The sequence below is a fragment of the Klebsiella sp. Shm-1 genome, from assembly GCF_040804525.1.
Lineage (GTDB): Bacteria > Pseudomonadota > Gammaproteobacteria > Enterobacterales > Enterobacteriaceae > Klebsiella > Klebsiella pneumoniae.
This window is the reverse complement of record NZ_CP161823.1, coordinates 1,862,963-1,877,167: the sequence shown is the minus strand read 5'-3', so window position 1 is coordinate 1,877,167 and position 14,205 is coordinate 1,862,963. Positions and strand designations below refer to the sequence as shown.

The 14,205-nt window shown below is 55.3% G+C and carries 15 protein-coding genes and 1 pseudogene; 6 read left to right on the top strand and 10 right to left on the bottom strand.

Annotation, left to right across the window (positions count from 1 at the left end; genetic code table 11):
• Positions 1-24 precede the first annotated feature (24 nt).
• From AB1E37_RS09105 to mntP, 4 genes are all read left to right on the top strand, one after another.
• Positions 25-825, top strand: a complete 801-nt coding sequence (locus AB1E37_RS09105; protein WP_002910918.1) for a PTS mannose/fructose/sorbose transporter subunit IIC — start codon at positions 25-27, stop codon at positions 823-825.
• Between the two features lie 12 nt (positions 826-837).
• A complete protein-coding gene (locus AB1E37_RS09100) occupies positions 838-1,689 on the top strand; it encodes a PTS mannose transporter subunit IID (protein WP_004145526.1) in 852 nt (283 codons plus the stop codon).
• A gap of 62 nt (positions 1,690-1,751) precedes the next feature.
• Complete coding sequence (locus AB1E37_RS09095; protein WP_004215046.1) at positions 1,752-2,210, top strand: DUF986 family protein; 459 nt, start codon at positions 1,752-1,754, stop codon at positions 2,208-2,210.
• A gap of 418 nt (positions 2,211-2,628) precedes the next feature.
• Complete coding sequence (mntP, locus tag AB1E37_RS09090) at positions 2,629-3,195, top strand: manganese efflux pump MntP (protein ID WP_002910921.1); 567 nt, start codon at positions 2,629-2,631, stop codon at positions 3,193-3,195.
• Between the two features lie 3 nt (positions 3,196-3,198).
• On the opposite strand, the gene rlmA is transcribed toward mntP, so the two are convergent.
• The 6 genes and pseudogenes from rlmA to mgrB all read right to left on the bottom strand — a co-directional run bounded on the left by rlmA (position 3,199) and on the right by mgrB (position 7,456).
• Positions 3,199-3,993, bottom strand: coding sequence for a 23S rRNA (guanine(745)-N(1))-methyltransferase (gene rlmA, locus AB1E37_RS09085; protein WP_004899116.1), 795 nt, complete (start codon positions 3,991-3,993; stop codon positions 3,199-3,201).
• A 61-nt stretch (positions 3,994-4,054) separates the two neighbouring features.
• Positions 4,055-5,803 carry a peptidoglycan glycosyltransferase FtsI gene (ftsI, locus tag AB1E37_RS09080; RefSeq protein WP_002910924.1) on the bottom strand — a complete coding sequence of 583 codons (1,749 nt, stop codon included), beginning with the start codon at positions 5,801-5,803 and terminating at the stop codon, positions 4,055-4,057.
• 187 nt (positions 5,804-5,990) lie between these two features.
• Complete coding sequence (gene cspE, locus AB1E37_RS09075; RefSeq protein ID WP_001062678.1) at positions 5,991-6,200, bottom strand: transcription antiterminator/RNA stability regulator CspE; 210 nt, start codon at positions 6,198-6,200, stop codon at positions 5,991-5,993.
• A gap of 85 nt (positions 6,201-6,285) precedes the next feature.
• A pseudogene (locus AB1E37_RS09070) lies at positions 6,286-6,357 on the bottom strand (DUF2627 domain-containing protein); the annotation flags it as partial.
• 590 nt (positions 6,358-6,947) lie between these two features.
• A complete protein-coding gene (locus AB1E37_RS09065; protein ID WP_002911374.1) occupies positions 6,948-7,238 on the bottom strand; it encodes a YebO family protein in 291 nt (96 codons plus the stop codon).
• Positions 7,239-7,312: 74 nt separating this feature from the next.
• Positions 7,313-7,456 (bottom strand): PhoP/PhoQ regulator MgrB, encoded by a 144-nt coding sequence (mgrB, locus tag AB1E37_RS09060; RefSeq protein ID WP_002911375.1) that lies wholly within the window; start codon positions 7,454-7,456, stop codon positions 7,313-7,315.
• A gap of 159 nt (positions 7,457-7,615) precedes the next feature.
• On the opposite strand from mgrB, the gene AB1E37_RS09055 reads away from it, so the two are divergent.
• On the top strand, positions 7,616-7,855 hold the full coding sequence (locus AB1E37_RS09055; protein WP_004145533.1) for a YobH family protein: 240 nt from the start codon (positions 7,616-7,618) through the stop codon (positions 7,853-7,855).
• 56 nt (positions 7,856-7,911) lie between these two features.
• Here AB1E37_RS09055 and kdgR read toward each other — a convergent pair whose 3' ends face one another.
• On the bottom strand, positions 7,912-8,703 hold the full coding sequence (kdgR, locus tag AB1E37_RS09050) for a DNA-binding transcriptional regulator KdgR (protein WP_002911378.1): 792 nt from the start codon (positions 8,701-8,703) through the stop codon (positions 7,912-7,914).
• A gap of 177 nt (positions 8,704-8,880) precedes the next feature.
• Between kdgR and AB1E37_RS09045 the strand changes: the two genes are divergently transcribed.
• Positions 8,881-10,251 (top strand): MFS transporter, encoded by a 1,371-nt coding sequence (locus AB1E37_RS09045; protein ID WP_004184658.1) that lies wholly within the window; start codon positions 8,881-8,883, stop codon positions 10,249-10,251.
• A gap of 65 nt (positions 10,252-10,316) precedes the next feature.
• Here the strand turns inward: AB1E37_RS09045 and htpX are convergent, their stop codons facing one another.
• The 3 genes from htpX to proQ all read right to left on the bottom strand — a co-directional run bounded on the left by htpX (position 10,317) and on the right by proQ (position 14,182).
• Positions 10,317-11,201, bottom strand: coding sequence for a protease HtpX (htpX, locus tag AB1E37_RS09040; RefSeq protein ID WP_002911381.1), 885 nt, complete (start codon positions 11,199-11,201; stop codon positions 10,317-10,319).
• 235 nt (positions 11,202-11,436) lie between these two features.
• The gene (gene prc, locus AB1E37_RS09035) at positions 11,437-13,485 is read right to left on the bottom strand and encodes a carboxy terminal-processing peptidase (RefSeq protein WP_004145536.1); all 2,049 of its coding nucleotides are present in this window, start codon (positions 13,483-13,485) and stop codon (positions 11,437-11,439) included.
• A gap of 19 nt (positions 13,486-13,504) precedes the next feature.
• Entirely contained in the window at positions 13,505-14,182 is a 678-nt protein-coding gene (gene proQ / locus AB1E37_RS09030) for an RNA chaperone ProQ (protein WP_002911385.1), read from the bottom strand.
• Positions 14,183-14,205: the final 23 nt, after the last annotated feature.

Sequence of the window (14,205 nt, the reverse complement as noted above, 5' to 3'; positions counted from 1 at the left end):
GACTTAATCAACAGGAGAAGTACAATGGAGATTACCCTTCTTCAGATTGTGCTGGTGTTCATCGTCGCGTGTATTGCGGGTATGGAGTCGGTACTTGATGAATTTCAGTTCCACCGTCCCCTGATCGCCTGTACGCTGATCGGCGCCGTTCTCGGCGATATGAAAACCGGTATTATCATCGGCGGTACGCTGGAGATGATAGCCCTGGGCTGGATGAACATCGGTGCGGCGGTAGCCCCTGATGCCGCGCTGGCGTCCATTATTTCCACCGTCCTGGTTATTGCCGGCCATCAGAGCATCGGCGCCGGTATCGCGCTGGCTATCCCGCTGGCGGCGGCAGGCCAGGTGCTGACCATCATCGTGCGCACCATCACCGTGGCCTTCCAGCACGCGGCGGATAAAGCGGCGGAGAATGGTAACCTGACCGCCCTGTCGTGGCTGCACGTCTCGTCCCTGTTCCTGCAGGCGATGCGTATCGCTATCCCGGCCGTTATCGTGGCGATTTCCGTCGGCACCAGCGAAGTTCAGGGCCTGCTGAATGCTATCCCGGAAGTGGTCACCAGCGGTCTGAACATCGCCGGCGGTATGATCGTGGTTGTCGGTTATGCAATGGTCATCAACATGATGCGCGCAGGCTATCTGATGCCGTTCTTCTACCTCGGCTTCGTCACCGCCGCCTTCACCAACTTCAACCTGGTGGCCCTGGGTGTGATTGGTGCGGTCATGGCAATCCTCTACATTCAGCTGAGCCCGAAATATAACCGCGTCGCCGGTGCGCCGGCTCAGGCGGCTGGTAACAACGATCTCGATAACGAACTGGACTAACAGGTGAGCGAAATGGTTGATATGACTAAAAATACCACCGAGAAAAAACTCACACAGAGTGATATTCGTGGCGTGTTCATTCGTTCTAACCTGTTCCAGGGTTCATGGAACTTCGAACGTATGCAGGCGCTGGGGTTCTGCTTCTCTATGGTTCCGGCGATTCGTCGTCTGTACCCGGAGAACAACGATGCGCGTAAGCAGGCGATTAAGCGTCACCTTGAGTTTTTCAACACCCACCCTTACGTTGCCGCTCCGGTACTGGGCGTAACGCTGGCGATGGAAGAGCAGCGCGCCAATGGCGCAGAGATTGACGATGGCGCTATCAACGGCATCAAAGTCGGTCTGATGGGACCGCTGGCCGGCGTTGGCGACCCGATCTTCTGGGGTACCGTGCGTCCGGTGTTTGCAGCCTTAGGCGCCGGGATCGCGATGAGCGGTAGCCTGCTCGGTCCTCTGCTGTTCTTTATCCTGTTCAACGCGGTGCGTCTGCTGACCCGTTACTACGGTGTCGCCTATGGTTATCGCAAAGGCGTGGATATCGTTAAAGATATGGGCGGCGGCTTCCTGCAGAAACTGACTGAGGGGGCGTCAATCCTCGGCCTGTTTGTCATGGGGGCGCTGGTTAACAAGTGGACGCATGTGAACATTCCGATGGTGGTGTCAAAAATCACCGGCTCTGACGGACAGGTTCACGTCACCACGGTGCAGACTATCCTTGATCAGCTGATGCCTGGTCTGGTGCCGCTGCTGTTGACCTTCGCCTGTATGTGGCTGCTGCGTAAGAAAGTTAACCCGCTGTGGATCATCGTTGGCTTCTTCGTCATCGGTATCGCCGGCTACGCGGTCGGCCTGCTGGGTCTGTAACTTCCAGGCTGTACGCCGGGGGCTTGCCCCCGGCTTTTTTTTATCAGGAGAAACGCAAAGCAATGACCTTCACGGACCTGGTGATCATCCTGTTTATCCTTGCGCTACTGGCCTACGCGATATATGACCAGTTTATTATGCCGAGGCGAAACGGCCCGGTACTGCTGGCCATCCCCCTGCTTCGCCGCAGTCGCGTTGACGGCATGATCTTTGTCGGCCTCACCGCCATTCTGATCTATAACAACATCACCCAGCACGGCACGGCGATCACCACCTGGCTATTATCTGTGCTGGCGCTGATGGGGCTCTATTTATTCTGGATCCGTACGCCGAAAATCATTTTTAAACCGCGCGGCTTTTTCTTCGCCAACGTGTGGATAGAATATCAGCGGATTAAAGAGATGAATTTATCCGAGGACGGTGTGCTGGTGATGCAATTAGAGCAACGGCGGCTGCTGATACGCGTACGAAATATCGACGATCTGGAGAAGATATACAAACTTCTCATTACAACTCAATGACTTAAAAATATAGCCAGCGCTATATTATTCCCGTTAGCAGCGGAGAAATATTATAGCCACGGCTATATTTCCCGCCTAACCTTATCTTTTTTATTAACTATTTTTTCACTTATAAATTTTAATGAAAATCGTTATCATTTGGTTATTAAAATAGCCCTCTTCTGTTATTGTTTTATATTCTAAAAATATGTTAAGGTTGCGCCCGTCGTTGGGGAGTAGCCGATTTCCTGCCCGCCAGGAAATGTACGTGTCAACATACTCGTTGCAAAACGTGGCACGTACGGGTTGAAGAGATTCAATCAGGCGAGACCATAGATACATCACTGCTGTACGTATTGCTCAGCCATTGAGCGGCTCCGCGTATGTTTACTGGGGGCAGCGATGTGTCATATGGATTATCCCCGGTCAGGACACGCACATGAATTTATCCGCTACCATTCTTCTCGCTTTCGGCATGTCCATGGACGCCTTCGCAGCCTCCATCGGCAAAGGCGCCACCCTGCATAAACCCAAATTTTCAGAGGCAGTACGCACCGGGCTGATTTTTGGCGCCATTGAAACCCTGACACCGCTGGTCGGCTGGGGGCTTGGCATGCTGGCCAGCCAGTTTATCCTCGAGTGGAATCACTGGATTGCCTTTATTTTACTGGTGTTTCTCGGCGGGCGAATGATCGTCGAAGGTTTTCGCGGCGACAGCGACGAGGCGTGCGAGGCGCCTCACCGACATGGTTTCTGGCTTCTGGTCACCACCGCCTTCGCCACCAGCCTTGACGCGATGGCCGTCGGCGTCGGTCTGGCCTTCCTGCAGGTCAGCATTGTGACCACCGCGCTGGCGATCGGCTGCGCCACCTTTATCATGTCGACGCTGGGGATGATGGTCGGTCGCTTTATCGGCCCGCTGCTTGGCAAACGAGCCGAAATTCTCGGCGGTATCGTGCTGATTGGCATCGGCAGCGAAATCCTCTGGAGCCATTTCGCCGGTTAAGCTTTACGCTTCGCGCTGCCAGCAGTGGATCATAAAATCGGTCTGGCAACCAAAGGTCGGCTGCTGACGCAGCGCGGCGTGCACTTCGGCTTTAGCCCGCCATGCGAACGGCGTCATCTGCAGCAGGGCCTGCGCTTCACTTCCCGTCAGGATCATCGGATAAGCCAGCTGCTGCTGAGCCTCCAGGCGGAACCCCGGCATCGCTTCCGTCTTCAGCTCATGCAGGCGAACTTCATCGTAAATCAGCCCTTTCAGCTCCAGTAGGTGACGGGGACCCGGCGTGGCGGTGATCACCCAACCACCGGGACGCACCACCCGCGCCAGCTCTTCGGCGTTGCAGGGCGCGTAAATGCGCACTACCGCGTCGAAGCTAGCGTCGGAAAATGGCAGGCGCTGGCTGGAGGCCACGCAAAAATTCACCTGCGGGTAGCGTTTTGCCGCCGCGCGGATCGCCGGCTTCGACACGTCCAGCCCCCAGCTGCGGCTGGCGATGACGGCAAACGCGTGGGTGTAATACCCCTCGCCACAGCCGATATCCAGTAAATCCGTAGGGGCGTAATGTCGCAGCCGCTCAGCGATAGCATCCCGTAGCGGCTGATAATGTCCGGCGTCGAGGAACGCCCGCCGGGCCTGCATCATTTCGGCGCTATCGCCGGGATCGCGCGACCGCTTGAACTGCACCGGTAGCAGATTGACGTACCCCTCTTTCGCCAGATCGAACTGGTGCCGCTGCGGGCAGGAATAGTGGTTGTCGCTACGGCTGAGCGGCGCGTGACAAAGGGGGCAACTGTATGACATGACGGCTCCGGTGTTGCTGAAAGGGCGAAAGTGTAGCGCTATTCGCCCCTGCAGACCACTGTTACAGCGCCGGCCCCTGTGGGTGGCTATCGTGCATTACGATCAGATTCTCCGCCCCTTGCGGCATGCCGTCCGGCATGACGTTCTCCAGCCGCAGGACATCGCCCATGATCTGGCTGAAGACCGGCGCGGACACAGCGCCGCCGTAATAGGAACCATTGCTCGGATCGTTCATCACCACCACCAGCGCGAACTGTGGTCGACTGGCGGGCGCCACGCCGGCGGTATAGGCCACATACTTATCGATATATTTGCCGTCCGGGCCGATTTTCTTCGCCGTGCCGGTTTTTACCGCCACCCGGTAGTCGCGTACCGCCGCTTTGGTACCGCCCCCGCCCGGGAGCGCCACGCTCTCCATCATATGTTCCACGCTATGCACAATACTCTCCGGCATCACCCGCGTGCCCATCACCGGCGGATCGATGCGGGTAATCGACAGTGGTCGCGCAATGCCGAAGCCGCCGATGGTGGCGTAGACGTGGGCGAGCTGGAGCGGGGTGACCATCAAACCATAGCCGAAGGCGAAGGTGGCGCGATCCAGTTGCCCCCAGTAGCGGCGATGCGGCATCAGCCCGGCGCTTTCGCCGGTCAACCCCAGCCCCGTCGGTTCGCCGAAGCCGAAAGCTTTATAGGTATCGATCAGATGCTGCACCGGCATGGCGAGCGAGAGGTGGGACACGCCGGTATCGCTGGATTTCTGCAGGATCCCGGTCAGGCTCAGCTCCGGATAATAGCCCACATCGCGAATACGATGGCCATCGAGGACGAACGGATGGGTATCCACCACGCTGTCTGGCTGGACAATCCCCTGCTGCAGCGCAGTCATGATCACCAGCGGTTTGACCGTCGACCCGGGCTCGAAGGTGTCGCTGATGGCCCGGTTGCGAAAATCATCCAGCGTCGCGCTATCGCGATTGTTCGGATTGAAGTCCGGATAGCTGGCCATCGCCAGGATCTCGCCGGTATCAATTTTGATCAATACCGCCGCCCCGGACTCTGCTTTGTTCCAGCGGACGGCGTTGTCGAGGGCGTCTTCCGTCACCGTCTGCAGGCGTTCATCAATACTCAGCTGCAGATTATGCGCCGGTACCGGCGGCACTTCGGTAATGTTCTCAATGACATTACCATGTTTATCTTTACGCACCAGACGTCGCCCGGGTTTACCGGTCAACTGGGCGTTAAAGCTTTTCTCCACCCCTTCGATGCCCTGATTATCAACATTGGTAAAGCCCAGCAGATTGGCAGCCACGTGGCCCGCCGGGTAGAACCGTCGCGATTCATCGCGCAGGTAGACGCCCGGCAGATGCAGTTTATCAATCCACTCTGCCTGCTCGGGATTGATCTGACGCGCCAGATAGAGAAAGCGAGCGTGGGGATGACTCTGTACCCGCTGGGCCAGCTCTCCGAGGTTGAGGTGCAGCGCTTCGGCCATCGCCTGCCAGCGGGGTCCATAGCCCACACCGCCCTTCTCCATAGTGGTCTGCGGGTCGATCCAGATAGCACTGACCGGAACGCTCACCGCCAGCGGCCGTCCTTCCCGGTCGCTGATCATCCCCCGCTCAACCGCTACGGGTTCTTCGCGCAGGGAGCGCATATCTTCTTGTTTTACCAGGTTATCGGGGGAGATAATTTGTAGCCAGCCCACGCGGACCAGCAGCAGCCCCAGACAACCGAGAATGGCCACACACAGTAACCCGAAGCGAATCGGGGTGAAACTGGCGGCGGACTTCGTTTTTTTCTTTAGCACCATAGCTCCGGCATTGTTTTGCAACCAACTGATTTAACAGAAAATTAGCAAAACAGACTGCTACACAATGCTAATAAAGATGAGTATTTGCAACAAGACGCGACGGGAGGGGGAAAAATGACATGCTTTGCAATAAAAATGCAAAAGCCCCGCGCAGGCGAGGCTTTTATACAAGAAGAGTGGTCTTGTATCAGATAGCAGTTACGTTAACTGCAGCCGGACCTTTCTGGCCGTCCTGAATTTCGAACTCAACGTTCTGGCCTTCAGCCAGAGTTTTGAAGCCGTTACCCTGGATAGCGGAGAAGTGTACGAACACGTCTTTGCTGCCATCAGCCGGAGTAATGAAACCAAAACCTTTAGACTCGTTGAACCACTTAACTTGACCTTTAATCTTTGCCATTTGCAAAATTCCTTAGACTGTTTTCTTCGCCTGCTGGCGTTTACCTAGATAAAACTGACACATAACTGCATGAGGCACTAATTTAAGGTTCGGCAGAGAAGCGGTATTCAACGACAACGTGTTTACTCAGGACTTCTTTACTGAAAATGCCACACATAAACAGAACTGTACCTCGTTTAACCCGAAACGTGTTATCACACACTACGTAAATAATGGCAAGCCATTTTTAAACGTGCCTCGATCGTTCGCACAAATTATAAGGTAATCATTTGATCGCCTGCACATTTATGCGTCTTTGCCGCCCCTGGCAAGGCGCTACAGCATCAGCCAATATCGCCCATTCGTTGCCTCATTACTGCAACTTTTTTACCATAGCTCAACAACTTCGCTTCGTCCAGGTATGTCCGTACACGAACTGCTGTAATGTAAGCGTCTGGTGGGCAACGGTGAATATTGATGCGCATAATTCGTTATAACTCCAGGCTAAAAATCGCTAAGCCGTGCCAGTGTAGTGATAATAAAACCTGTTAGTCGTCACGCTAAAAATAGTGCTAATTCTGCACCTTAATAATGAAAAAAAGATGACAGTGTCACGTTACCCAACAATAAACGCGGCGAGAATGACTTTATTTACAGCGTGTAATAAAGAGGATATTGCACTAAGAAAGGAATAATGGAATAAGAATAAGATATTACCGCCCGCTATCATGCAGGTGCGCATCTTATGATGCACACCTGTCGGGCGCCTTAACGTTCAGCTACCAGGCGGATAAACTCATCCTCCCCTTTCGCCTTGCCGGCGACGGTCGGCTCAGCCACATCCTCTTTCTCTGGCGCATTAGCTTCGCACAGGCGACGTAACAGCGCATTCTGCCGCTTTTGCTGATCCAGCAGCGCTTGCAGCAGCTCTATCTGCTCATTCGCCCGCGAACTGGCGCGGTTGACGAAGAACCATAACAACAGACCGACAAGCAGCAGCGCCACGGACACAGCCAGCGATGCCAGATTTAAAATCCCAGGATTTAGTAACTCACTCATTTCACCACCTCAAAGAGAAGGCGTTCATTCTACCACCCGCGGCGCAGAAGGAAATCAGTCGGCAGAAAAATGTCTTACCACGGAATAAATTTATTAATAGTGCAAATGCCGCTGAAAAACTGAACATCCTGGTCGCACATTACGTTAAGCATCTGAGTCCACAGCAACAGGCAGCCTGCTATGATGACTATCAGTAAAACCCACCGTAATTTTTTCACTCCACTCTCCGCATCAGTACGCAATGTCGCCAGGATAGCACGGCCTTCTTAAACCGCGGCTAACTGTATTACGAAAGGTAAGTTTAGGAATCATCGACTTGTTTCAAAACGTGTTCGTGTCAAAATCACGCCAGGGATCATACAAATAATGAGGCATCAATGCGATTAATCATTCGTACTATTATCTTGGTGGCTATCTTATGGATTGGCGTATTATTGAGCGGTTATGGGGTGTTATTCCACAGTGAGGAAAACGTCGGCGGTCTGGGTCTTAAGTGCCAATACCTCACCGCCCGCGGAGTCAGCACCGCACTTTATGTTCATTCCGACAGCGGAGTGATCGGCGTCAGCAGTTGCCCTCTGCTGCGTAAAAGCACAACCGTGGTTGATAACGGCTAACATCGAACCGGCGATCGCGACGTAGCGCCGCGGTCGCCAACCCGGTATCCGCCGCCTCAGAACGGATAGTCGTTGTATCCCATTTGTTCAGAAATCTTACGCGCCGCCTGGTGGAGCATCGCCACGTATTCATGCAAGCGTTCTTCAGAGAAACGTAGCGTTGGGAAAGAGATGCTCAGCCCGGCGATGACCACGCCGAAACGGTCAAACACCGGCACGCCAATGCAGCGCAGCCCCTCTTCCTGTTCCTCATTATCCTCGCCATAGCCCTGCTCGCGAACGCCATCCAGCACTTTTAGCAACTCCTCAGTGCTGGTAATGGTCCGCTCGGTGCTGCGCTTATACTCCACGCCGTCGAGGATCTGCTCCACTTCGCTGCGATCGCGCCATGCCAGCAGCACCTTGCCAATCGCGGTACTGTACAGCGGGTTGCGGCGGCCAATACGCGAGTACATCCGCAGGTTATACATCGAGTCAATTTTATGGATGTAGACGATACTGTCTTCATCCAGCGCCCCAAGATGGATGGTCTCTTTCGTCAGTCGCGAAAGTTCGCGCATCTGAATATCGGCGCTGCGCACCAGGTCGACGTTCTGCAGCGCGCGCGCGCCCAGTTCGAACAGCTTGAGGGTGAGAGAGTATTTCTCAGACTCTCCTTCCTGTGCCACATAGCCCAGTGATTTCATGGTCTGTAAAAAGCGATAAACGGTGCTTTTCGACATCATGACGCGCTGGGACAGTTCGGTAATGCCAATTTCACGCTCTTCACCCAGCGCCTGTAGGATGCCGAAAACCTTCAATACCGAAGAGACAGAATCTGGCTGTTTATCCAAATCTGCACCTGCCATTTATCACCTCGTCGTAACTGTTTTATAAAAATTAGAACCGGTTTTTATTATAAATTCGCCGCCTCTGAGCCGCAATCATTCTTCTGCCACTTCGTTACAAATCTGCGACATACTGCGAATTAATCAATGCTAAACTCATCATTCAAAAAACCGTTTCATTTAAGACTCATATTCACCATGGATAAAAATTCTTCTGATGGCGTGCCGTTGCCGCAACGCTATGGCGCCATTCTGACCATCGTGCTTGGGCTGACCATGGCCGTGCTCGACGGGGCTATCGCCAACGTCGCGCTGCCGACTATCGCCAGCGATCTCAACGCCTCACCGGCGGCTTCAATCTGGATCGTTAACGCCTACCAAATCGCCATTGTCATCGCCCTGCTGCCGCTCTCCTTCCTCGGCGACATGGTCGGCTATCGGCGTATCTATAAGATAGGCCTGGTGGTGTTTATCTTTACCTCGCTGGCCTGCGCGCTGTCGCGTAGCCTCGAAATGCTAACCTTCGCCCGCGTCGCGCAGGGATTGGGCGGCGCCGCGCTGATGAGCGTCAACACCGCGCTGATCCGTCTGATTTATCCGCAGCGCTTTCTTGGTCGCGGCATGGGCATTAACTCCTTTGTCGTTGCCGTCTCTTCGGCGGCAGGCCCGACTATCGCCGCAGCGATCCTCTCCCTCGCCTCATGGCAATGGCTGTTTTTAATTAACGTGCCTCTCGGCATCGTCGCCTTTGTTCTGGCCATGCGCTTTCTGCCGCCCAACAGCGCGCGCAGCAAAATCATCCGCTTCGATCTGCCGAGCGCCATTATGAACGCCCTTACCTTCGGGCTGCTAATCACCGCCCTGAGCGGTTTCGCCCAGGGGCAGTCCACTCAGCTGGTGCTGGCGGAGGTCGCCGCTATGCTGGTGGTGGGGTTCTTCTTCGTTCGCCGCCAGCTCACGATGCCCGTCCCCCTGCTGCCGGTCGACCTGCTGCGTATCCCACTCTTCTCTCTCTCTATCTGCACTTCCATCTGCTCCTTCTGCGCGCAGATGCTGGCGATGGTCTCCCTGCCCTTTTTTCTGCAGTCGATGATGGGGCGCAGCGAAGTGGAGACTGGTCTGCTGCTAACGCCGTGGCCGTTAGCGACCATGGTGATGGCGCCGCTGGCCGGCTATTTGATCGAGAAATGTCATGCCGGGCTGCTGGGGGCTGTCGGCCTGCTGATTATGGCCTGCGGCCTGTTCGGCCTGGCGCTGCTGCCCTCGTCGCCCTCCGATCTGGATATCATCTGGCGCATGGCGCTGTGCGGCGCCGGCTTCGGGCTGTTTCAGTCGCCGAACAACCATACCATCGTCGCCTCGGCTCCGAGCCATCGTAGCGGCGGCGCCAGCGGCATGCTGGGCACCGCTCGCCTGCTCGGACAGAGCACCGGCGCGGCGCTGGTGGCGCTGCTATTCAATTTGCTCGGTAACAATGGCACCCACACCGCCCTGCTGCTGGCCGGCACCCTGGCTATCGTCGCCGCGCTAATTAGCGGTCTGCGGGTCACTCAGCCGCGCGCAGCCTGACGGACGGTAAAAAAAATCCGCAGCTTGCGGGCTGCGGATTGTCGTTTTCAGCGTCAGAAGATGGATTATTTCAGATATTCACCGCTACGCAGGGCTTCAATACGCTTATCCAGCGGCGGGTGAGTCATAAACAGTTCGCTCATGGATTTCGCTTTACCGTTAATGCAGAACGCCATCATGCTGCTGGCTTCCTGCGGCTCATAGCTGGTTTTCAGACGCTGCAGGGCTGCAATCATCTTCTCGCGGCCTACCAGACGCGCCGAGCCGGCGTCAGCATGGAACTCACGGTAACGCGAGAACCACATGGTGATTATGCTGGCCAGAATACCGAACACCAGCTCAAGCACCGTAGCGACCGCGAAGTAGATCAGCGGGTTGCCATTGCTGCTCTCCCCTTCATCTTCCCGGTTGCCGCCGAGGAAACCGGCCGCAATCTGCGCGATAACGCGGGAGATAAAGATAACGAAGGTGTTCACCACCCCCTGGATCAGGGTCATGGTAACCATATCGCCATTGGCGATGTGGCTGATTTCATGGGCAATGACCGCTTCCGCTTCATCACGGCTCATGTTTTGCAACAGCCCGGTGCTGACGGCGACCAGCGAGGCGTCACGACGCGCGCCGGTGGCGAAGGCGTTAATGTCAGGCGCGTGATAGATAGCTACCTGCGGCATGGCAATACCTACCTGCTGCGCCTGCTGCGCAACGGTATTCATCAGCCAGCGTTCCGTTTCGTTGCGCGGCTGCTCGATCACTTCCCCACCCACTGACTTCAGCGCCATCCACTTCGACATCATCAGCGAAACGATAGAACCACCGAAGCCGAACAGCAGGGCCATAATCAGAAGACCGGTCATGCTGCTGGATTGGATCCCCGTGAGGCTTAACACCAGCCCGAACACGACCATCACTGCCAGGTTCGTCAGCAGGAAAAGCGCGATTCGCATCATAATTTTCTTTTTACCTCAATTTAACAAAACGCACTATGCGATTACCCACATCGTATGGGTCAGGCTGCAATTTTCAACCATCAGCCCCCGCTAAGTCACGATAAAAACACAACTTTACATTTTGTAGCATCTTGCTGACAGCGGCAGCGCAGGTTGACATTTTGTTAGATGAGCTGAATGGCGATGACAACGCGCACAAAAAAAACGGGCACCTCTCAGGGTGCCCGTTAGCAACTTATTTGCTGGCCGGCGGTTCCACCGCCGGGCGCGCTTTTTCCAGATGCGCCAGGTCTACCGCGATATGGACCGTTTCATCAAGATATGGATCCGGCTCCTGGTAATCCTTCGGCAGATCGTCCAGTTTTTTCAACGGCGGCTTGCCTTCGCGTTTCAGGCGATCGTTAATCCGCGCCAGACGAATCGCATCATCTTCTTCGTTCTCTTTCTCACGCTGGGCGTAGTTCAGAGAGACGATGTTACGTTTGTCCTTCATCGCGTTATAACGGGCAATATCCTTCATGATGTACTGGAATTCAGGATCCTGCGCAATACGCTCGTCGTGGCGCTTGAGCAGCTCCGGTCCAAACGGGGTCAGATCCCCGGACTTCACATAGGTGGCCGCGTTGATGCTATCCCACGGCAGCGCGTTGTCTTCATACTGCTCGCCGGTTTCGCGATCTTCATTGCCGGTTGGCATCATGATATCCGGCGTCACGCCTTTGCGCTGCGTACTGCCGCCGTTAATACGATAGAACTTCTGGATGGTGTACTGGACGGAACCCAACGCCGGCCACTCCGGACGCAGCATTTGATCGTAAATACGATTCAACGAGCGATACTGCTGTACCGTCCCTTTACCGAAGGTCGGTTCGCCAACGATCAGCGCGCGGCCATAGTCCTGCATCGCTGCGGCGAAGATCTCAGACGCCGAGGCGCTAAAGCGGTCAACCAGCACCACCAGCGGCCCTTTGTAGTAAACCACGCCATCGTTGTCGCTGTCTTCGCGCACTTTGCCATTATTATCCCGCACCTGCACCACCGGACCGGACGGAATAAACAGACCCGAGAGCGATACCGCCTCTGTCAGCGCTCCGCCGCCGTTGCTGCGCAGGTCAATGATGATGCTGCTGACGTTCTGTTTTTCCAGCTTCTGCAGCTGCACTTTCACGTCATCGGTCAGGCCAACGTAAAAGCCTGGGATATCCAGCACGCCGACTTTTTCTTTCCCGACGGTTTTCACCGACATCTTCACCGCACGGTCTTCCAGACGAATGCGCTCGCGGGTCAGCGTTACAATACGCGTCTTGGCTCCTTTACCGGCCGGCAGGATTTCAAGACGAACCTTGCTGCCCTTCGGCCCTTTAATCAGCGCCACGACGTCATCCAGACGCCAGCCGATGACATCAACCATCGACTTCCCGGTCTGGCCAACGCCAACGATGCGATCGCCGACGCTGATCGCTTTGCTTTTCGCGGCTGGACCGCCCGCCACCAGCGAATTAATGACGGTATAGTCATCATCCATCTGCAGCACGGCGCCGATCCCCTCGAGTGAGAGGCTCATTTCGGTGTTGAACTGCTCGGTATTACGCGGCGACAGATAATTTGTGTGCGGATCGATTTCGCGAGCGAAGGCGGTCATCGCCAGCGAGAAGACATCTTCGCTGTTGGTTTGCGCCAGGCGACGGATAGCAAACTTATAGCGACGGGTTAAGGTGTCGCGGATCTCTTTATCGTCTTTACCCGCCAGCTTCAGGCTTAACTGGTCAAACTTAACCTTAGCGTCCCACAGCTTGTTCAGCTCGGCCTCGTCTTTTGGCCACGGCGCTTTGGAGCGGTCAAGGTTGAAATTATCATTGCCGGTAAAGTCCATCGGACGTTCAAGCACCTTCAGCGCATACTGATAGCGCTCGAAGCGGCGCTGCTGCCCCAGGTTGTAGAGGTCGTAAAAGACGTCCAGTTTCCCGCTGCGCAGCTCATCGCCAATTTGGTCTTTTTTAGCCGCAAACTTCGCCACATCGCTGGCCAGCAGCACATTGTGGCTGTAGTCCAGCAGGTTCAGGTAACGGTCAAAAATCTTTGCCGAGAAGGCGTTGTCGAGATCAAACTGACGGTAATGAGAGCGGGTAAAGCGCGACGTCACGCGCTCGCTTACCGTCGCGTGCTGCGGCTCTTCTTTCAGCACGGGGATTTGATCTGCGCGGGTTATGTCATCAACAGCGAATGCATGGCCTGCTATTGCCAGCAGGCCCGCAAGCGCGGTGATTTTAAAAAATGTGTTCATGCCTGGCCCGGCCTCCGTTTCAGAACACCAGGTGTTCTGCGCGTACAATCATTGACATACCAGAAGTCAGCTGTACACGAACGCCATCTTTGGTGATTTCCAGAACGGTGGCGTCCATGGCGTTATTGCCTGCTTTTACCTTCAGCGCCTGGCCGACGGTCAGAACGGAAACATCCGATACCGGAGTAAGACGCTCTTCACGCGGGGCTTTGGCCGCAACAGGACGCGGTTTACGCTGTTCAGCGCCTTCTTTACGACGCGGCTGCTGAGGACGCGGTTTACGCTCGCGGCGAACGCCTTCATCCTGCTGGCCTGCGGCCGCAGCGGCTTCGCGTTTTTTCGCCTGCTGGGCTGCGCGCTGCGCCTGAACGCGAGCTTTCGCTTCTTCCAGCTGCTGACGCGCATGGGCAATGTGCTGCTCTTCCAGTTCGCCGCACGGATTGCCATCCAGGTCAACGCGAATAGCGCCGGCTTTTACGCCGTACAGATAACGCCAGCTGGACGTGTAGAGACGTAATGCAGCGCGAAGCTGGGTCTTGCTGAGATTCATCTCACCACCCACTCGCTCAACGAGATCCTGAAAAATTCCGATTTTCAGGGGGCGCGCTTCACCTTCAGCGCTAAAGCACTGCGGGAAACGTTCGGCCAGAAAGGCGATAACTTCTTTACTGCTATTCAACTTAGGTTGATTTTCCATGAAATTTCCTGATTACAACGGAC